Source organism: Arthrobacter sp. Bi83 (assembly GCF_918698095.1).
Lineage (GTDB): Bacteria > Actinomycetota > Actinomycetes > Actinomycetales > Micrococcaceae > Arthrobacter.
On sequence record NZ_CAKKLY010000028.1, the window covers coordinates 45,363 to 65,231 of the forward strand.

Below are 19,869 nucleotides of genomic sequence, written 5' to 3' on the forward strand. Positions count from 1 at the left end.
CGGATCAGAGTCCTGCCCTGGGCTCCTCCGGACCCTCGTGCTTCCACCAGGTGTCGAAGATGCTGACCGGAACGGTGCGCTTGTGCCGGGTCCGCAGGAACTTCTGCTCGATGGTCACGGCTACGTTCGCCGGGACATCACGGCCCTCGAGGTAGTCGTCGATCTGGTCATACGTGATGCCGAGTTCGTCCTCGTCCGTGCGGCCGGGCTTGCCGTCCAGGAGGTCGGCCGTGGGCACCTTCTCCCAAATCCGTGCGGGCGCGCCAAGTTCGGCAAGCAGTGCACGGTTCTGCCGCTTGTTCAGGCCGAAGAGCGGCAGGATGTCCGCGCCGCCGTCGCCGAACTTGGTGAAGAACCCCGTCACGGACTCGGCGCCGTGGTCCGTGCCGATAACCAGGTAGTTGTGCTCACCGGCCAGGGCATACTGGGCGATCATGCGCGTCCGGGCCTTGGTATTGCCCTTATGGAAGTCGGAGATCTCCGATCCGACGGTCTTTTCGAACTCGTCCTCGAAACCGTCCACGGCCGCCGAAATGTTGAAGGTCCACTCCGTCTTTGCCTGGATGAAGTCCAGGGCGGCCTGGGCGTCGTCTTCGTCATGCTGCACGCCGTAGGGGAGGCGGACCGCCACGAAGTTGGCTTCGGTGCCCTCGGCCTGGAGCTCCTCGACGGCGATCTGGGCAAGGCGTCCCGCCAACGAAGAGTCCAGGCCTCCGGAAATGCCCAAAACAAAGCCCTTGGTGCGGGTGGCTTTCAGGTACTCCTTTAGGAAAGTGACGCGCTTGCGCACCTCCTCGGGAGGATCGATCCGGGGCTGGACGCCCATTTCTTCAATGATCTTGGCCTGGAGTTCGCGCATGTGCCCAGCCTAGTCAGCGGCGTCGGCAACGCTCAACTGTGTCCGCACCGTCACTTCCATGCGTGGGTCGCGCCGGGTGCCGGGCCGGTGGAGCCTCGGACCGTCAGGTGGGTGGGCATCACCGACCTGCTGCGTGTGCCGCCGCCGGCCAGCGGGTTCAGCTGGGCCAGCAGCATGGAGACGGCCACGCGGCCGGCTTGTTCAATCGGTGACGCCATGGTGGACAGCGGCGGATTGCAGAAGTCGGCGCCGAAGATGTCGTCGCAGCCCACAATGCTCATGTCCTCGGGAACACGGATGCCGCGTTCGCGGAGGCGCTGGAGCATGCCGATGGCGATGAGGTCGTTGAACGCGATGCACGCAGTCACTCCGCTGTGCACGGCGGCGTCCGCGGCAGCTGCGCCGGACTGCGTCTTGGGGGCGAACGGACCGAGCCTGCGGACTTCCACGCCGCGTTCCTCGGCTGCCTCGGACAATGCGGTCCAGCGCCGTTCGCTGGACTGGGACGTCGTGGGCCCGGCCATGTAGGCGACCCGGGTGTGGCCCAGCGAGATGAGGTGGTCGAGGGCCTGACTGGTGGCGGACGGGGTGTCAATGAGGACCGCAGGGACCCCGGGAACGTCGCGGTTCATGGTGACCATAGGCATCTTTGCGGCCGCAGCCAGCAGGGCTTCGTCACTGAGCCTGGATGCGGCAACAATGATGCCGTCCGCACTCTTGCGCAGTTGCTCCATGGTGCTGGCTTCCACCTCATCGGATTCCTCCGTGTCCACGAGCAGCTGGGTGTACCCGGCCGCCTTGAGCTGGAGCTGCGTGCCCCTGATGAGGTCGAAGTAGAACGGGTTGGTAATGTCCGGGACCAGGACTCCCACGGCACCTGTCCGGCCGGAGCTGAGCGCCTTCGCCTGGCTGTTGGGGATGTAGTGCAGTTGGGCCGCAGCCGCCTCGATCCGCAGGCGCGTCCTGATGTTGACGCGGTCAGGAGTCGAGAGGGCCCGGGAAACGGTGGAGGCCGCGACGCCGCAGAGCGCGGCAATGTCATGGATGGTGGGCGGACGGTCCACTGCTGCTGGTTGCGTCGTAGCCACGGCGCTCCTCTCTGAACGTGGTGGCCGGGCCGGAATGGCCGGGGGCGGACAGGCGGGCCTGTGACTGCCGCCACAGATCCCGTCAGCAAAGAATGCCACAGATTGTCAAAGTTTGGCAATCGGTTGTCATTGCCGGCCAAGCTGGCTAAACTGGCCTGGACACCGTTTGTGAACTGGGTCACCGCGCTGGAGCAGGAAGGCGAGCTTTCACCGCGGCGGCCGCTAAACCCAGGAGATCCGCGTGAGCAAATCAACAACCGCAGTCTGGCCGCTCTCAGGCTTTGGCGATGAAATAGATCCGGATCCCGCGGTGCAGGCCGCGGTATTGCTGGCCTTAGGTGCCAGCCACATTGAGGTGCGCAGCGCCTGGGGCACTAATGTCTCCGAGCTGGAACCGCAGCAGGTTGCCACCCTCAAGGAAATCCTCGATGAGAAGGGCCTCAAGGTCTCGGCCGTGGCCAGCCCCATCGGCAAGGTGGACGTCTCGCTGCCCGTCGAGCACGAAGTGCAGCGGCTCCGCCAGATCATCTCCGTGGCCAAGGGCCTGGATACCAAATACATCCGTATCTTCTCGTTCTACCGGGCCGAAGGCCAGAGCCAGGAAGACATCCGGGACGACGTCATCGCCCGCCTGGGTGCGCTGGCCGCGGAAGCCGCGGAGGCCGGCGTCGTGCTTCTGCATGAAAACGAGAAGGGAATCTACGGCGACACCCCCGAACGCGTCCTCGACATCATGAAAACCGTGGACTCCCCGTCGCTGCGCATCGCCTGGGACAACGCCAACTTCGTCCAGGTGGGCGTCAAGCCCTACACCGACGGCTACGCCATGCTGCGCCCCTACCTTGAGTATTTCCAGGTCAAGGATGCGCTGTCCACCAGCGGGGAAGTGGTGCCCTCTGGCGAGGGCGACGGCGAACTGGACGCCACCATTGCCGCCTTGAAGGCGGACGGCTTCACCGGCTTCGCCTCGCTGGAACCCCACCTGGCCAGCGCCCATGAGCTGGGCGGATTCTCGGGGCCGGTGGCCTTCGGCGTCGCGGCCCGCGCCTTTGCCGCGCTCGCCGCGAAAAATGGGGTTGAACTCTCTTGAGCACGACGGCGGCGGTCATCGGCTGCGGCGACGTTTCCGCCGTGCATTTCGAAGCGGTTGCAAAGCTCGACGGCGCCACGCTGGTTGCGGTCTGCGATTCGGATCCGGGGCGGCTGGCTTCCGCGGTGGCCGCCTACGGCGTCCCCGGCTTCGCTGACCACCTCGCCCTTATTGAGGCCGTCCGGCCGGACGTGGTGCACATCTGCACCCCGCATGACCAGCACGCCTCGGTGGCTGCGGATTGCCTGGAGCGCGGCGTCAATGTCATCGTGGAGAAGCCGCTGGCCCACACGCTGGCGGAGGGACGGCGGCTGGTTGAAGCCGCCTCGGCAGCCAGGGCGAAAATCGCCGTGTGCTTCCAGAACCGGTACAACGCAACGTCGCAGGCCATGCACTCGCTGCTCTCTACGGGCGAGCTGGGGGCCGTGGTGGGAGCGTCGGCAACAGTGATGTGGCAGCGTTCCGCCGAGTACTACCAAAGCCGCCCGTGGCGGGGGACGTGGGCCGGCGGTGGCGGCGGGCTGATGATGAACCAGGCCATCCACACCGTGGACCTGCTCCAGTGGCTGGTTGGCGACGTCGTGACGGTCAGCGGCAACGCTTCCACGCGCTTCCTGGCCGGCACTATTGAGGTGGAAGACACCGCGGAATTCGTTGCGGAACATGCCAACGGTGCCCGGAGCGCCTTCTATGCCACCCTGGCCAATGCCTTCAACGCGCCCGTAACACTCGACGTCGTCACGGAAAAGGCCGTCCTGAGCCTGCGGGACGACCTCACGGTCACCTATGCGGACGGACGCGTAGACGTCACTCCGGAGCGCAAGAGCGACTCCGGCGGCCGCTCCTACTGGGGTGTGTCGCACGAGCTGCTGATCAACGACTTCTATGGCCGGCTGGACGAGGCGGAGACGTTCTGGATCGGCCCCGCGGAGGCCGAAAAGTCGCTGCGCATCATCAAGGATATTTACCGGCAGAGCTACCCGGCGCCTGCCCACAGGATGTCCTGAGCCGTCTGTTCGGCAACTGGTTGTGGCTGTTTGAGCAAAGTCAGGCCGCGGTATTTCAGCCCATTCGAGTCAAAATGGCAGTCGTTTTGACAATCGGTTGCCAAAACGGGCAACAATGCGTACGCTGAATCTCGCAAGGCCGGTGTGGTCCACGCCACACCGGCCTATTCCGTAAGCATCACGTTCCAAAGATCCAAGGAGCCAACAATGAAGTTAGGTCCCAAGGCGGCAGTGACCGCCCTAACAGTCAGCGCGGCGCTTGCCCTGACCGCGTGCGGCGGCACCGCAAACTCCGGCTCAGCCGCCGGCGCCGCCACTGCGCTGACGATCGGCACGATCCAGGACGTACGTTCCTGGGACCCGGCCCAGGCCCACGTGGGGCACGTCCTCCAGCCCTACCAGGCCGTGTATGACACCCTGATCCTCCGCGAACCGGACGGAAAGCTCAGCCCTATGCTGGCTACCGCCTGGAAGTACAACAGCAACAGCACCAAGCTCACTGTGGACCTGCGGACTGACGTCACCTTCAGCGACGGAGCCAAGTTCGACGCCGAAGCGGCCAAGGCGAACATGGACCACTTCAAGAAGGCCAACGGCCCGCAGATGGCCCAGCTCAATGCGGTCAAAGATGTGGCCGTTGTGGATGCCGACACCATCGACATCAACCTCACCACCCCGGACCCGGCCCTGGAATACTTCCTCAGCCAGGCTGCGGGCCTGATGGGCAGCCCCAAGGCACTTGGAAGCGAAGGCATCAAGACCGAACCGGTGGGCTCCGGCCCGTACGTGATGGACAAGGCGGCGTCGGTCAAGGACTCCCAGACCGTTTTCACTGCCCGCAAGGACTACTGGAACAAGGACCTACAGAAGTACTCCAAGCTGACCTTCAAGATCCTGCCGGACCTTACCGCCCGCACCAACGCCCTTGTCTCCGGCCAGGTCGATGCCACGATCCTGGATCCCAAGAACGGCAAGCAGGCGGAGGGCGCCAAGATGAAGCTGGCCGCCAACGAAGTGGACTGGCAGGGCCTGCTCCTCCTGGACCGCGACGGCACCAAGAACCCGGCGCTCGCGAACGTCAAGGTCCGCCAGGCCATTAACTACGCCTTCGACCGCAAGACGATCCTTGACCAGGTCATGCTGGGCCAGGGAACCCCGACGTCCCAGCCGTTCGGCAAGGCCAGCGGGGCCTGGACCGAAGAGCTCGAGAACTACTACAGCTACGACCCGGCCAAGGCAAAGCAGCTCCTCAAGGAAGCCGGCTTCGAAAGCGGCGTAACCCTGGAAATCCCTGGCGTTCCCGGTTTCGAAACGCAGATCTCCGTGGTCCAGCAGCAGTTGGCGGACGTGGGCATCACCCTCAAGGTTGGCGCCGCGCTGACCAATACCTTCACCTCTGACATTGCCGCGCAGAAGTTCACCAGCATGTACTTCTCGCTCTTCCAGGGCCAGCCCACGGTCGCCACCGACCAGATTGTTTCCACCAAAGCGCTCTACAACCCGTTCAAGAACGCGACGCCGGAGCTGGACGCCAAGATCGCGGCAGTGCGCAACGGAGGTGCCGATGCCGGCAAGCTGGCTCAGGAAGTCAACAAGTACGTCGTCGAACAGGCATGGTTCGCCCCGCTGTTCCGGGTCAACCAGATGTACTACCACAACTCCAAGGTGAACGTCAGGCCGCAGATCCAGCAGGCCGTTCCGTCCATCTACAACTACTCACCGGCCAAGTAGGACACCATGATCAGGTTCATTGCGAAAAGGCTGGGAAGCGGGCTGGTGGTGCTGTTTGTGGTCTCCGCGCTCACCTTCTGCCTGCTCTATGTCTCCAGCGGAAGCATCGCCAGGAACATCCTGGGTGACCAGGCCACTGTTGAACAAGTGGCGATGAAGGAACACGAGCTGGGGCTGGACCAGCCCCTAATGACCCGTTATTTCTCCTGGCTGGGCGATGCCCTGACCGGAAACCTTGGTGCTTCGTGGTTCAGCTCGGAACCGGTGGCCAATTCCCTGGCCACCCGGATTCCGGTCGCCATGACCATGGTTTTCACCGCAATGATCCTGATCGCCATCTGCGCCGCACTGATCGGTGTGGCCGCGGCCGTCAAGCGCGGCTGGGTGGACAGGGTGGTCCAGGTTGGCGCCATCATCGGGGACTCGATCCCCGGGTTCGTGATTGGCGTCATCCTGGTCACCATCCTGGCCATCCAGATGGGACTGTTCCCTGCCACCAGCACCATCTCCCCGGACTCCGGGGCCGAGGCGTGGGTCTATTCCATGTCCCTTCCCGTGATTGCCCTGTTGATCAACGGCGTCACGGGAGGCGCGCAGCAGATCCGCAGCGCGGTCATCAAACAGCTTGAGCGCGACTATGTCCGCACCCTGCGCAGCCGCGGCATCGGTGAGCGCGAGATCCTCTTCAAGCACGTACTGCGCAGTGCTGCACCGGCCGGCCTGACCGTGCTGAGCCTGCAGCTGATCGGCATGCTTGGCGGAGTGGTCATCATCGAGCAGATCTTTGCCCTTCCGGGCATGGGTCCGCTGGCGGTCGCCGCTACCGGCCAGTCGGATCTTCCCGTGGTGATGGGCGTCGTTATGTACACGGTGGTCGTCGTCATTGTGGTGAACCTGCTGGTGGACATTCTTAATGGCTGGCTCAACCCGAAAGTACGTGTGTCATGAGCGATTCCGTGGAAACCGCGGCAGCTGCCGCCCCTGCACCTGCCGCCCCCACGCCCTCCAATCACGCGGGGCAGAGCGGCACTGTGGTCCGCTCCACCGTGATCCGGCGCCTGTTCAAGAACCCCCTTGGCATCGCTGCCACGGTAATTCTGCTGGCGATCTCGTTTCTGGCCATCCTCGCGCCCGTTCTGGCGCCCTTTGACCAGAATCACGCAAACATCGCCAAAACCCTGGCCGCACCGGACTCCGTGAACATCCTCGGAACTGACAGTTCAGGCCGTGATGTCTGGAGCCGGCTGCTGTTCGGTGCGCAGCTGACGCTTCTTTCGGCGTTGCTGTGCGCCGGCGTCGCCATTGTCATCGGCCTGCCGGCCGGCCTGATCGCCGGCTACTATTCCGGAAAGTTCGAGGCGGTCTCCAACTGGGTGGTCAGCATTCTCATGAGCCTCCCCGGCCTGATCGTGCTGCTGACCATCCGGGCGGCCTTCGGCCCGTCGGTATGGATGTCCATGATCGCCTTCGGCGTCCTGATCAGTCCGTCCTACTTCCGGCTGACCCGCACAGCCGTCCAGTCGGTCCGGAACGAACTGTATGTTGACGCCGCACGCGTGTCCGGGCTCTCCGACCTCAGCATCATTGCCCGCCACATCTTCTCCGTGGTCCGGGCACCCATCATCATCCAGACCGCGGCGATTGCAGGTGTTGCCATCGCCATCCAATCCGGCCTGGAATTCCTGGGCTTGGGCGATCCCACCAAGGCCACCTGGGGCGTCATGCTCTCGGAAGGCTTCAAGAACGTCTACCTGAACCCGACCCTGCTGTTCTGGCCGGCTGTGGCCATGGCGCTGACCATCGGCGGGCTGGTCCTGCTGGGCAACGCCATCCGTGACGCTCTGGAGGATGGCGAAAAGATCAGGCACCGCAAGAAGCAGGCAACCCCGGTGATGGGCACGACGGCGGCACCAGCCACCGCGCGCCAGTCACGTAAGTCGGTGGCCGCCGTCGACGCCGGAACCGAGCACCACCTGGTAAAGGTGACCAACCTCGGCGTCGGCTACCCGCAGGCAGACGGCACCGTCAAGAAGGTGGTGGACGACGTTTCCTTCCACGTGGACCGCGGCGAGATCCTGGGCATTGTGGGTGAATCCGGTTCGGGCAAGTCCCAGACGGCGTTCTCCATCCTGGGTCTGCTTCCGGACAACGCCCGGCTCGTGGCCGGTTCCATCCAGTTCGACGGCAACTACACCGTGGCACCGGGCGAGGAACGCGTCGACCAGGCGCGGCTGTCCAAGCTGCGCGGCAGGAGGATCTCCTACATTCCGCAGGAGCCCATGAGCAACCTGGACCCCGCCTTCACCATCGGCTACCAGCTGGTGACGCCGATGGTGCGTGTCCTGGGAATCTCGAAGGCTGAGGCGACGGCGCGGGCGCTGAAGCTCCTGACCGACGTCGGAATCGTCAATCCGCACCGGACGTTTGGCGCCTACCCGCACGAGGTCTCCGGAGGCATGGCCCAGCGTGTGCTGATCGCGGGAGCCATCAGCTGCGAGCCGGACCTGGTGATCGCCGACGAGCCCACCACGGCCCTGGACGTCACGGTGCAGGCCGACGTCCTGGACCTCCTGCGCGAACTCCAGCAGCGACTGAACATCGGCGTCATCCTGGTGACCCACAACTTCGGTGTGGTGGCGGACCTCTGCGACCGCGTGGCCGTCATGCAGAACGGCCGGCTTGTGGAGGAAGGGTCCGTCCGCGACATCCTCCGCAACCCGAAAGAGCACTACACCCGGACCCTCCTGGCGTCGATGCTCGAAGGCAAAACACCCATGTCCATGCTTGTATCCAGCCAGAAGGAGCCGGTCGCATGAGCACCACGGAGAGCGCCCCGCTGCTGACGGTGGACAACCTGGTTGTGGAATATCCCAGCAAGAAGTTCCGGGCCAAGCCGTTCCGGGCCCTGACGGACATCAGTATTTCCATCGGCCAGGGCGAAACCCTGGGTCTGGTGGGGGAGTCCGGTTCCGGAAAAACCACCCTGGGCCGGGCAGTCCTGGGCCTTGCCCCGGTGACGGGCGGAAAGATCATCTTCGAAGGCAAAGACATCAGCCACGCCACGCGCAAGCAACGGCGCACGCTCAGCCGCGACCTCCAGGTGGTCTTCCAGGATCCATACACCTCGCTGAACCCGGCCCTGGAGATCGGCGCCATCCTCGCCGAGCCCCTCGGGGTACAGGGCATGGAGTCCGTAGCGGCCAGGAAGCGCGTCAAGGAATTACTCGACCAGGTGGGCTTGCCCTCGGACGCCATCCACCGGCTGCCGCGTGAGTTCAGCGGCGGCCAGCGCCAGCGGGTCGCGATCGCCCGAGCCCTGGCACTCTCGCCGAAGCTGATTGTCTGCGACGAACCCGTCAGTGCCCTGGACCTGTCCACCCAGGCGCGGGTGCTCGACCTGTTCCTGCAGATCCAGAAGGACACCGGCGTTTCCTACCTGTTCGTCTCCCACGACCTCGACGTGGTCCGGCACATCAGCCACCGCGTCGCCGTGATGTACCACGGGGAGATCGTCGAACAGGGCCCCGCCGGCGTCGTCACCACCGACCCCGACCACCCCTACACCCAGCGGCTGCTGCTGGCGTCTCCGGTCCCCGATCCGGACCGGCAGGAACAGCGCCGGGCGGACCGGCACCGGCTGCTGGAAAACCAGCAGCATCAAATTGAACAGGCCGGCGCCGTCGCCTAACGGCGTTCGCCTAACAGCGTTCGTCTAACACCGGGCGGCGGCATCGGGTGACAGCACGAAACCGGCAAAATGGCCCTTAGGGGCCCGGAACACCACGGAGGAAACAGTGGCCAAAATTGGCGTACAAGCGATGATGTTGAAAGACAGCTTCACCGAACTCGGCGCGTTTGAAACGCTCCGCAAGGTCAGCGCGATCGGCTACAACGCCGTCGAGATCTCCCAGATTCCCATGACTCCGGAAAACGTCGCTGAACTGGAGCGTTCCCGCAGCGAACTGGGCATGGATATTGCAGCCTTGTCCGTGGCCATGGAGACACCCCAAGGCCGTCCCGGTGACTCGCTCAGGGACGACTTCGACAAGATCGTGGATGACGCCAAGCGCCTCGACTCCACGCTTCTTCGGATCGGCATGCTGCCGTTCCCCGCCATGAAATCGATTGGCGCAGTCATTGACTTCGCCAAGCAGGCGAACGAATACGCCGAACGCCTGCGGGAACAGGGCCTCGGCCTGTATTACCACAACCACCACATCGAGTTCGCGAAGTTCGACGGGAAGTACATGCTGGACATCATCGCCGAGAACTCCCCCGCCATGGGCATGGAAATCGATGTTCACTGGGTACAGCGCGGCGGCCTCGACCCTGTCCGCACCCTGGAAAAGTACGCGGGCCGTACGGCCATGGTGCACCTGAAGGACTACCGGATCGGCGAATTGCCCGAGTCCTCCTTCGGGCTGCTGGACTCCGGGGACTTTATGGGCTTCATGGCGGAGTTCAAGAACGTGGTGCAGTTCGCCGAAGTGGGCGAAGGCAACCTGGACTTCCCCGCCATCATTCCGGCCGCGCAGGCTGCCGGCGCCCAGTACATGCTCGTGGAGCAGGACGAACTCTACGGCCGCACTGTGTGGGATGCCCTGCAGACCTCCTACGACAACCTGGTGGCCATGGGCCACGCGGGCCTCTTCTAACCACTGATCCCGATCATCCGGTTTCGACAAGCTCAACCAACGAAAAGGAAATTATCTGTGAGCACCAAAGTACGCCTGGGCATCATCGGCCTGGGCCAGCAGGGCGGCGCCTACGCCAGGTTCATCACCGACGGGCTGGTCCCGAACATGGAGATCGGCGCCATCTGCGACACCGACCCCGCCAAGAAGGAACTGGCCTCGGCCACGTACCCGGAGGTTGCCTTCTACGACGACTACATCGCCATGCTGGAAAGCGGCGACGTGGATGCCGTGGTCACCTGCGTGCCGCACTTCCTGCATCCGGAAATGGGCATCGAAACGCTCAAGCGCAACATCCACGCGCTCGTGGAGAAGCCCGCCGGCGTGTACACGAAGCAGGTTAGGGAGCTCAACGAGTTTGCCGCCGGCAAGCCTGAGCTCTCCTTCGCCATCATGTTCAACCAGCGCAACAACCCGCTGTACCAGAAGCTCAAGGAGATCGTCGGCAACGGCGAGATCGGCAGCATCCGCCGCACCAACTGGATCATCACCAACTGGTGGCGCCCGCAGGGCTACTACAACTCCAGTGAATGGCGCGCCACGTGGGGCGGCGAAGGCGGCGGCGTGCTGGTCAACCAGGCACCGCACCAGCTGGACCTGTGGCAGTGGATCTGCGGCGTGCCCAAGTCCGTCTACTCCAAGGTTGCCTACGGCTTCCGCCGCGACATCGCAGTGGAGGACGAAGTCACTGCGGTCGTGGACTATGGCAACGGCGCCACGGGCGTCTTCGTGACGGCCACGCACGACCTCGTGGGGACCGACCGCTTCGAGATCCTGGGCGACCAGGGCAAGATCGTCGTCGAAAACTCCAAAACCGCCACGGTGACGCGCCTGAAGAAGCCCGAGCGTGAACTCAGCGACGGCATGGACATGGATGATGTCCGCAAACTCTTCATGGGCGAGCTGAATCCCGAGGAGTACTACACCACAGAGGTCATCGAGTTCGAGTCCGCCTGGGGCGCGCAGCACTCCGGCGTCCTGGAGAACTTCGCGGCCAACATTTTGGACGGAACCCCACTGCTGGCCCCGGGATCGGACGGCATCAAGGGCGTCCGCTTGGCCAACGCCATCCACCTCTCCAGCTGGACCGGCACGGAGGTGGGGCTGGACTTCGACGAGGACGAGTTCCTCGCCGAGCTGAACAAGCGCATCGCGGACGAGGGCAAGTTCCCCGAGCGCTCCTAGTCCCTTCCAGCAACCCGCAACCCCAGCCCGGCAACCGCTGGCCAACCCTCGCCCAACTAACTGGCAGTTGTGGCCGTTTGAGCGCTCAAAACGGCCACAACTGCGACCTGGTCGGGTTGTTTCCTCGTTAGGATGGGGCGGTGACTGAACCCAAGACGCCGGACGTTGCCGCACCAACAGGTCTGGTCAAGAAGAACGCCCGGGACGGAAAATCCAACGCCACCATCTACGACATTGCCAAGGTTGCCGGCGTCAATCCGTCCACGGTCTCCCGCGCGCTCAGCAAGCCCGGCCGCGTCAGCGCCAAGACGCAGAAACTCATCGAGGATGCCGCCGCCGAACTGAACTACCACGTCAACCCGTTCGCCCGGGCCCTCCCCACCGGCCGCACCAACACCTTCGGGCTGATCGTCGCGGACATCACCAACCCCACGTTCTTCGACATCATCCGCGGCGCAGAAACCACCGCGACTCTCCGCGACTACACCCTGGTACTTGCCGAGTCCGCCGAGTCCGCCGTCACCGAGCTGACGGCTGCCCGCCGGATGATGGCCACCGTGGACGGCCTCATCCTTGCCAGTCCGCGCATGGACGACGACGACATCCGGACCATCGCCCGCGACAAGCCCGTGGTGGTCATCAACCGCGAGGTCGACGGCGTGCCGTGCGTGGTTCCCGACGTGAACAAGGGCATCAGCGAGGCAGTCCGCAGCCTGGCGGCCAACGGGCACCACAAGGTTGCCTTCGTTGCCGGTCCTGCGCAGTCCTGGATGTCCGCCCGCCGCTGGGAAGGCGTGCAGGCCGCCTGCGAATGGTCCCGGCTCGACGCCGTGCGGCTGGAATCCACCAAACCCACGGTCGACGGCGGCCGGCAGGTGGCGCGCGACGTCCGCGCCAGCGGTGCCACGGCCGTGCTGACCTACAACGACCTCCTGGCCATCGGGCTCATGCAGGAACTCCAAGCCGCGGGGGTGGTGGTCCCGGACCAGATCAGCATCGTGGGGTTCGACGACATCTTCGGGGCGGATTTCACCACGCCTCCGCTCACCACCGTTCGCTCGCCGCTGGGGGAGTGCGGCTCGGGCGCTGCCACGCTGCTGCTGGACCTGCTGCACGGCGCAGGGGAGCCGACCGCCACCCTGCGCGTCGAAACAGAGCTTGTGCTGCGGGGCTCGAGCGGACGGCTCCTGCCCGCGGGCTGAGCAAGTCCGCGGCATTTCCGGATATCCGCGCCGGTCTCGGACAACCGCGGCCCGGATCGCAGGTGCGACAGCCCGGAACCGTAGCGAACAGTAATCCGGGACACTCTGGCAATATTTGGCAACCGGTTGACAAATACCCGGGGAAGACCGGACCATTGAGCTATGTCACAGTCGATTGCCGCCAACCCAGACCGGCTCCTGCCCGCGGATCCCGGAACGCGCAGCATTGCGCGCGACCTCCTGCAGCGCGTCCAGGACCTCCCCATCATTTCCCCGCACGGGCACGTTGACGCCGCAGTCATCGAGCACAACACCCCTTTCCCGGACCCCGCAGCGCTGCTGGTCAGTCCGGACCACTACGTCACGCGGCTGATCCACGCCAGCGGCGTTCCCCTGGACCGGCTGAAGGGCTCGGCAGCGGGGGAACCGGACTCCCGTACCGTCTGGCACGAGTTCTGCAAGGCCTGGCCGCTGTTCGAGGGAACGGCCTCCGGCTACTGGCTCCGCACCCAGTTCAGCAGCGTCTTCGGCCTCCAGCACGAGATCAGCGCCGAGACCGCCGATGCCAGCTACGATGCGATATCTGCCAAGCTGCTCGAGCCGGGCTTCCGGCCCCGCCAGCTCTTCAAGGACTTCAACATCGAGGTGCTGGCCACCACTGACGATCCGCTGGACAGCCTGGCCAGCCACAAGGCGATCGCCGAGGACCCCACGTTCCACGGACGAGTCCTTCCCACCTTCCGCCCCGACGCCTACCTGAACATCGCGCACCCCACCTGGTCCGCGAACGCGGACCGGCTCATCGCGGCAGCGGGCGACGGCGCCACCGGCTATGCCGGCTACGTCACGGCTCTGGAAAACCGGCGTCGTTACTTCGTGGAACACGGCGCAGTCTCCGCGGACCACGGCGTCCGCACTCCCGTGACGCTCAAGCTCGACGCCGGCGATGCGGCCAAGCTGTTCGACCGCGCCCGCTCGGGCCAGGCCACGGCGCAGGACCGCGACGACTTCGAAGCCCACATGATGTACCAGATGGCGCGGATGTCCGTGGAGGACGGCCTGGTCATGACCATCCACCCGGGGTCCTACCGCAACCACCACGAGCCCACGTTCAACACCTACGGTGCAGACACAGGCCACGACATTCCCGTCGCCACCAACTACACCGAGGCAATCCGCCCGCTGCTGCAGGACTTCGGCACCGCCAAGGACTTCCACCTGGTGCTCTTCACCCTGGACGAGACCGTGTTCTCCCGCGAACTCGCGCCGCTGGCAGGCTTCTACCCGTCCGTCTACCTCGGTGCCCCGTGGTGGTTCCTGGACGCACCGGACGCCATGCTGCGCTTCCGTTCCGCCGTCACGGAGACGGCCGGGTTCTCCCGCTCGTCCGGCTTCATCGACGACACCCGGGCCTTCTGCTCCATCCCCGCGCGCCACGATGCCTCCCGCCGGATCGAGGCCTCCTTCCTGGCCAGGCTGGTAGCGGAGCACCGCGTCGGCGAGGACCGCGCCCATGAACTGATCGTCGACATCGTCGACGGCTCGCCCCGAAGGGTCTTCAAGCTGTGAGCATCGAACTGAAATCCGCGCCGGAACCCGCCGTCGAGCTTCCCCAACTCAGCCGCAGCCTGAGGCCGTCTGCCAAGGCACCCGTGCGGATCGTCCATCTGGGACTGGGCGCCTTCCACCGCTCGCACCAGGCCTGGTACACCCACCTGTCGGCTGACGCCGCCGACTGGGGCATCGCAGCCTTCACCGGCCGACGCCCCGACGCAGCGCTGGCGCTGGCCGAACAGGACGGGCTGTTCACCCTGGTGGAACGCGCTGACGGCGGCGACTCCTTCACTGTGGTCAGCAGCATCGTGGAGGCCGTGGACGGCGCCGACGTGCAGCGGCTCGCGGAGCTGGTTGCCGCGCCCGCCACCGCCGTCGTCACCCTGACCATCACCGAAGCTGCCTACCGGCTCGGCGCCGACGGGCAACTCGACCGGACGGCGTCCGACGTCGTTGCCGACCTTGCGCTGATGGCGTCCGGCAGCGGAAATCCGACGACGCCGCTGGGCCGGCTGGTGCTGGCCCTCGCCGCCCGCCGGACTGCTGCCGCCGGACCGCTCGCCGTGGTCTGCTGCGACAACCTTTCCAACAACGGCACCGTGGCGCACAACGCCGTGGTGGGCATGGCCGGGGCGTGGGACGCAGGCCTGGCCGGATGGATTGACGCCAACATCAGCTTCGTCAGCACCTCGGTGGACCGCATCACCCCGCGGACCACCGATGCGGACATTGCCGCCGTCCAGGCCGAGTGCGGTTACCGCGACAATTCACCCGTGGTGGCCGAGCCCTTCGCCAACTGGGTGCTCAGCGGGGATTTCCCCGCGGGACGCCCGCGCTGGGAAGACGCCGGTGCCGTGTTCGTGGCCGACATTGAACCGTACGAGAACCGCAAACTGTGGCTCCTGAACGGCGCGCACTCCTTGCTGGCCTACGCCGGGCAGCTTCGCGGCCACACCACAGTGGCCCAGGCTTTGGCGGACCCGCTCTGCCTGCAGGCCGTTGAAAAGTTCTGGGACGAGGCGGAAGCGAACCTTTCCGGGCCGGACGGAAATCCTGCGGAACTGCAGATCCCGGCTTACCGCGCTGCGTTGCTGGCACGCTTCAGCAATGCCCGGATTGCCCACAACCTCGCGCAGATTGCGATGGACGGCAGCACCAAACTGCGGATGCGCGCCGTTCCGGTGCTGCGGGCCGAACGTGCAGCGGGGCGGTCCGGTGCGGCGGCGGCGCTCATGATCGCTGCGTGGATGGATGACAGCGCCGCCGCGGCAGCGTTCCAGGATCCGCTGGCTAGCGAGGCGGCCGAAGCCAACCGGCTCAGCGGCGCGGAGCGGATCCGTGCCCTGCTGGGCCTGGTGGATCCGGCCCTGGCCGGGGACCCCGCCGTCGTCGAGCTGATTGCAGACCTGTGCGGAACGTTCGGGGAGCTGGCTGTCTTCCCGTAGCGTCCTCCGTACGTGCACTGCTGCCCGGCTCCCGGATCACGGGGAGTCGGGCAGCAGTGTTTCATGAAGTTTCATCAAAATGATGGCAACCGCTTGCCAAATGATTGCCAAGTGATTAGGATTCCAACAAGAGCAAAAACCCGGCCGCGACCCCGGGCACCCGCAATCCTCCCCAGACCCACCCCGCAATGACGCGTAAGGACTTCGCCAAAATGCTCAAGCCCCAGGCAAACGAAACCCGTGAAATGGTCAACCTCGACGGCCTCTATCGCTTCCAGGTGGACTTCGACCGTGCCGGACACCGGCAGGAATGGTTCAAGGCTCCGCTGGAAACCTGCCTCGAAATGGGTGTTCCGGCCAGCTACAACGACGTCTTCCCGGACAAGGCCATCCGCGACCACGTGGGCTACGTCTGGTACCAGCGCGAAGTGCGCGTTCCCCGCAGCTGGGCCGGGGAGCGGGTCCACGTCCGCCTCGACTCCGCTACCCACGAAGGCATGGTCTGGGTGAACGACGTCCTGGTCGCCGAGCACACCGGCGGCTACATGCCGTTCAGCGCCGACATCACGGACCACGTCACCCCGGGCCAGGCTTTCCGGCTCACGATCTCCGTGAACAACGAACTCACCCAGGCCACCATCCCGCCGGGCAGCATCACCGTCACCGAGGACGGCCGCCGGCAGCAGAGCTACCTCCATGACTTCTACAACTACGCCGGGCTCCACCGCAGCGTCTGGCTCTACAGCACGCCCGCCGTCACGGTGGACGACGTCACGGCAGTGACCGGCTTCGACGGCGCCACCGGCACCGTTGACTACACCATCGCGACGGCGGGCGGCTCCGGCAGCGAAACGGTGACTGTTTCCCTCAAGGATGCAGACGGCGTCGAGGTGTCCCGCGCGGAAGGCGCCGAGGGCGCCCTGGTGATCAACGACGTCGTGCTCTGGAAGCCCGGCGCGGCATACCTATACAACCTGACCGCTGAAATCCACGACGGCGGCCGGCTGCTGGACAGCTACACGCTGCCCGTGGGCGTGCGGACAGTCGAAGCACGCGGCAAGGAATTCCTCATCAACGGGGAGCCCTTCTACTTCACGGGCTTCGGCATGCACGAGGACCATGTCGCCATCGGCAAGGGCCACAGCAACGCCCAGATGGTCAACGACTTCCGGCTCCTGGACTGGGTGGGCGCCAACTCCTTCCGCACCTCGCACTACCCGTACGCCGAGGAAGTCATGGAGTTCGCTGACCGCCACGGCATCGTGGTGATCGACGAAACCGCTGCCGTGGGCCTGCACCTTGGCTTCGGCGCCGTGTTCGGCGGCATAGCGAAAAAGACGTACGTCGACGGCGGCGTGGACGCCAATACCGCCGCGAACCACCGCCAGGCCATTACGGAACTCGTGGCCCGCGACAAGAACCACCCGTCTGTAGTGATCTGGTCCATCGCCAACGAACCCAACGGTTCGGAGGAAGGCGCCCGCGAATACTTCCAGCCGCTGGCCGAACTGACCCGTCAGCTGGACCCCACCCGCCCCGTGGGCTACGTCAACGTCATGTTCGACACCCCGGACAAGGAACTGCTGGGTGACCTCTTCGACGTCATCATGCTCAACCGCTACTACGGCTGGTACCTGAACAACGGGGACCTGGAAACAGCGGAACAGGTCCTGGAGAAGGAACTTCGGGAATGGGAAGCCAAGTACGGCAAGCCAATGATCATGACCGAGTACGGGCCGGACACCATGCCCGGCTTCCACTCCATCTATGAGCAGCCCTGGAGCGAGGAATACCAGGCAGCCTTCCTGGCCATGTACCACCGCGTCTTCGACCGGGTAGAAGCCATGGTGGGCGAGCAGGTGTGGAACTTCGCAGACTTCCAAACGTCCAACGGCATCATGCGGGTGGACGGCAACAAGAAGGGCGTCTTCACCCGCGACCGCCGGCCCAAACCCGCCGCATTCGCCCTGCGCCAGCGCTGGACCGCGCTCGCCGGAGTCAAGAACGGCAGCGACAAAACCATCGCGGTCACCACCACCCCCTAACGTTTTCATCATTTTTCGCCGGCCCCGCGGGGACGGCACCGGGTAAAGGAGCCCAATCATGAAGAAACTGAGCAAACTGAACATCATCGGCTATGGCGCCGGCGACGCCGCCAACAACCTGGCCTTCACCACGGCCACTATGTTCCTCCTCGTCTACTACACAGACGTTGCGGGCATTTCCGCCGCCGCGGCCGGCACCCTGCTGCTGGCCGTCAGGATTTTCGACGCGTTCGCCGATGTCCTTGCCGGCCGCATGGTGGACCGTAGCTTCAGCAAGCGCTTCGGGAAGTTCCGTCCATTCATCATGTTCGGCTCCATCCCGCTGCTGCTCCTAAGCGTTGCAACCTTCTCCGTCCCCCAGCTGGGCGAGTCCGGCACCCTGCTCTACGCCTACGTCACTTACGCAGCCCTTGGCCTGGCCTACAGCCTGGTCAACATCCCCTACGGCTCCCTGGCCGGCGCCATGACGCAGGACCCGGGGGAGCGCGCCAAGCTGGGATCGGCACGCATGGTTGGCGGCCTGCTGGTGGGTTCGGCCCTCGGTATCTTCGTGGCACCGCTCATCAAGCCCGGCGCTGACCTGCAGGCAACCTTCACCACCATCACGATGGTATTCGTCGTGATCGGCGCGGCCCTGTACTTCTTCACAGTCCTCACCGCAAAGGAACGCGTCCACCGCGCGGTCCCGAACGTGTCCCTCAAGCAGAGCATGGAAACCCTGAAGGGCAACAAGCCCCTCCTGATGCTGTGCATCAGCTCCTTCTTCTTCCTCTCCGGCTACCTCGCACTGACCTCCGTGCAGCTGTACTACCTGCGCGACGTCCTCGGCCGCCTCGACCTGTATCCGGTCCTGTCCATCATTCAGCTGGTCGTCACGTTCGTGCTGGCAGGTTTCATGCCCAAGCTGGTCCGCAGCATCGGCAAGAAGCGCGTGTACATCTACTCGTCGCTGCTCACCGTCATCGGTGGCGCCATCATCTTCTTCACCCCTGCCAGCCAGGTCTGGATCGGCTTCACCGGCCTGGTGATCAGCCTCGTGGGCGTCCTCGCCGTCAACATCGTGGTGTGGGCCCTGGAAGCCGACACTGTGGAGTACGGCGAATGGAAGACCGGTGTCCGGACCGAGGGCATCACTTACGCGCTGTTCTCCTTTACCCGGAAGACCGGTCAGGCTGTGGGCGGCGCGCTCGCCGCCTACGCACTGGCCTTGGGCGGCTACAAGTCCGGCGGTGCACAGACCGCCGAGGCCATCTTCGGAATCCAGCTCGCAGCCGGCGCCATCCCCGCCGTGCTGACCATCCTGGCCGTCCTGGTCATGTCCAAGTACAACCTCACTGACGCCATGCACGCCGAGATTCTCACCGAGATCCGGGCACGCCGCACCAGTGAACAAGGCGGAGCCGAAGGATCGGCCGCCGCATCCTCGGAAGCCGCCACCTCAAGGGCTGCCGCCAAACCGCTCGCGCCCAACTCCAACTAAATTCCAGAACCAGCCTCGACCCAGCCCCCCGCTCGAAAGGACCTGTTGTGAAAATCATTGCCGCGGAAGTCTTTGTGACAAGCCCCTCCCGTAACTTCGTGACCCTGCGGATCACCACCGAGGACGGCGTGACCGGCATCGGTGATGCCACCCTGAACGGCCGCGAACTGGCCGTGGCCGCGTACCTCAAGGAACACGTCGCGCAGCTGCTGATCGGCAAGGACCCGCACCGGATCGAGGACACCTGGCAGTTCCTGTACCGGTCCTCGTACTGGCGCCGCGGCCCGGTGACGATGGCCGCGATCGCGGCGGTGGACATGGCGCTGTGGGACATCAAGGGCAAGGTCGCCGGGATGCCGGTCTACCAGCTCCTGGGCGGGGCGTCCCGCAACGGGCTGCGCGCCTACGGCCACGCCTCCGGCGCGGACATCCCCTCACTGTTCGACTCGGTCCGCGAGCACCTGGAACTCGGCTACAAGTCGGTCCGGA

15 protein-coding genes and 1 pseudogene are annotated in these 19,869 nt (G+C 65.0%); 14 read left to right on the forward strand and 2 right to left on the reverse strand.

What is annotated here, in order from left to right:
- Positions 1-4: 4 nt before the first annotated feature.
- Both nadE and LQ144_RS14085 read right to left on the reverse strand, forming a co-directional pair.
- On the reverse strand, positions 5-859 hold the full coding sequence (nadE, locus tag LQ144_RS14080) for an ammonia-dependent NAD(+) synthetase (protein ID WP_230119322.1): 855 nt from the start codon (positions 857-859) through the stop codon (positions 5-7).
- 50 nt (positions 860-909) lie between these two features.
- Entirely contained in the window at positions 910-1,947 is a 1,038-nt protein-coding gene (locus LQ144_RS14085) for a LacI family DNA-binding transcriptional regulator (RefSeq protein ID WP_230119323.1), read from the reverse strand.
- A gap of 241 nt (positions 1,948-2,188) precedes the next feature.
- Between LQ144_RS14085 and LQ144_RS14090 the strand changes: the two genes are divergently transcribed.
- The 14 genes and pseudogenes from LQ144_RS14090 to LQ144_RS14155 all read left to right on the forward strand — a co-directional run.
- Positions 2,189-3,037 carry a TIM barrel protein gene (locus tag LQ144_RS14090; RefSeq protein ID WP_230119324.1) on the forward strand — a complete coding sequence of 283 codons (849 nt, stop codon included), beginning with the start codon at positions 2,189-2,191 and terminating at the stop codon, positions 3,035-3,037.
- A complete protein-coding gene (locus LQ144_RS14095) occupies positions 3,034-4,044 on the forward strand; it encodes a Gfo/Idh/MocA family oxidoreductase (protein WP_230119325.1) in 1,011 nt (336 codons plus the stop codon). The genes LQ144_RS14090 and LQ144_RS14095 overlap by 4 nt, the downstream gene beginning before the upstream one ends.
- A 207-nt stretch (positions 4,045-4,251) precedes the next feature.
- Complete coding sequence (locus LQ144_RS14100; RefSeq protein WP_230119326.1) at positions 4,252-5,775, forward strand: ABC transporter substrate-binding protein; 1,524 nt, start codon at positions 4,252-4,254, stop codon at positions 5,773-5,775.
- Positions 5,776-5,781: 6 nt separating this feature from the next.
- Complete coding sequence (locus LQ144_RS14105) at positions 5,782-6,723, forward strand: ABC transporter permease (protein WP_230119327.1); 942 nt, start codon at positions 5,782-5,784, stop codon at positions 6,721-6,723.
- Positions 6,720-8,591, forward strand: a complete 1,872-nt coding sequence (locus tag LQ144_RS14110; RefSeq protein WP_230119328.1) for a dipeptide/oligopeptide/nickel ABC transporter permease/ATP-binding protein — start codon at positions 6,720-6,722, stop codon at positions 8,589-8,591. Before LQ144_RS14105 ends, LQ144_RS14110 begins: the two co-directional genes overlap by 4 nt.
- Positions 8,588-9,463: an ATP-binding cassette domain-containing protein gene (locus LQ144_RS14115; protein WP_230119329.1), complete on the forward strand. Its 876-nt coding sequence runs from the start codon at positions 8,588-8,590 to the stop codon at positions 9,461-9,463. Before LQ144_RS14110 ends, LQ144_RS14115 begins: the two co-directional genes overlap by 4 nt.
- Before the next feature lie 130 nt (positions 9,464-9,593).
- Entirely contained in the window at positions 9,594-10,430 is an 837-nt protein-coding gene (locus LQ144_RS14120) for a sugar phosphate isomerase/epimerase (protein ID WP_230119330.1), read from the forward strand.
- Positions 10,431-10,487: 57 nt separating this feature from the next.
- Complete coding sequence (locus LQ144_RS14125) at positions 10,488-11,654, forward strand: Gfo/Idh/MocA family oxidoreductase (protein ID WP_230119331.1); 1,167 nt, start codon at positions 10,488-10,490, stop codon at positions 11,652-11,654.
- Between the two features lie 140 nt (positions 11,655-11,794).
- On the forward strand, positions 11,795-12,856 hold the full coding sequence (locus LQ144_RS14130) for a LacI family DNA-binding transcriptional regulator (protein ID WP_230119332.1): 1,062 nt from the start codon (positions 11,795-11,797) through the stop codon (positions 12,854-12,856).
- Positions 12,857-13,018: 162 nt separating this feature from the next.
- Positions 13,019-14,425 carry a glucuronate isomerase gene (uxaC, locus tag LQ144_RS14135; RefSeq protein WP_230119333.1) on the forward strand — a complete coding sequence of 469 codons (1,407 nt, stop codon included), beginning with the start codon at positions 13,019-13,021 and terminating at the stop codon, positions 14,423-14,425.
- A complete protein-coding gene (locus tag LQ144_RS14140) occupies positions 14,422-15,855 on the forward strand; it encodes a mannitol dehydrogenase family protein (RefSeq protein WP_230119334.1) in 1,434 nt (477 codons plus the stop codon). Before uxaC ends, LQ144_RS14140 begins: the two co-directional genes overlap by 4 nt.
- Before the next feature lie 188 nt (positions 15,856-16,043).
- On the forward strand, positions 16,044-17,900 hold the full coding sequence (uidA, locus tag LQ144_RS14145; RefSeq protein ID WP_230119335.1) for a beta-glucuronidase: 1,857 nt from the start codon (positions 16,044-16,046) through the stop codon (positions 17,898-17,900).
- Between the two features lie 58 nt (positions 17,901-17,958).
- Positions 17,959-19,380 (forward strand): glucuronide transporter, encoded by a 1,422-nt coding sequence (gene uidB, locus LQ144_RS14150; RefSeq protein WP_230119336.1) that lies wholly within the window; start codon positions 17,959-17,961, stop codon positions 19,378-19,380.
- Between the two features lie 47 nt (positions 19,381-19,427).
- Positions 19,428-19,869, forward strand: a pseudogene (locus LQ144_RS14155) (bifunctional D-altronate/D-mannonate dehydratase); the annotation flags it as partial.

Bases quoted from the DNA above. Each gene is read 5' to 3' on its own strand.
- LQ144_RS14120 (WP_230119330.1), top strand. From the start codon at position 9,594: ATGATGTTGAAAGACAGCTTCACCGAACTCGGCGCGTTTGAAACGCTC.
- LQ144_RS14100 (WP_230119326.1), top strand. From the start codon at position 4,252: ATGAAGTTAGGTCCCAAGGCGGCAGTGACCGCCCTAACAGTCAGCGCG.
- nadE (WP_230119322.1), bottom strand. From the start codon at position 859: ATGCGCGAACTCCAGGCCAAGATCATTGAAGAAATGGGCGTCCAGCCC.
- LQ144_RS14105 (WP_230119327.1), top strand. From the start codon at position 5,782: ATGATCAGGTTCATTGCGAAAAGGCTGGGAAGCGGGCTGGTGGTGCTG.
- uidA (WP_230119335.1), top strand. From the start codon at position 16,044: ATGACGCGTAAGGACTTCGCCAAAATGCTCAAGCCCCAGGCAAACGAA.
- LQ144_RS14110 (WP_230119328.1), top strand. From the start codon at position 6,720: ATGAGCGATTCCGTGGAAACCGCGGCAGCTGCCGCCCCTGCACCTGCC.
- uidB (WP_230119336.1), top strand. From the start codon at position 17,959: ATGAAGAAACTGAGCAAACTGAACATCATCGGCTATGGCGCCGGCGAC.
- LQ144_RS14115 (WP_230119329.1), top strand. From the start codon at position 8,588: ATGAGCACCACGGAGAGCGCCCCGCTGCTGACGGTGGACAACCTGGTT.
- uxaC (WP_230119333.1), top strand. From the start codon at position 13,019: ATGTCACAGTCGATTGCCGCCAACCCAGACCGGCTCCTGCCCGCGGAT.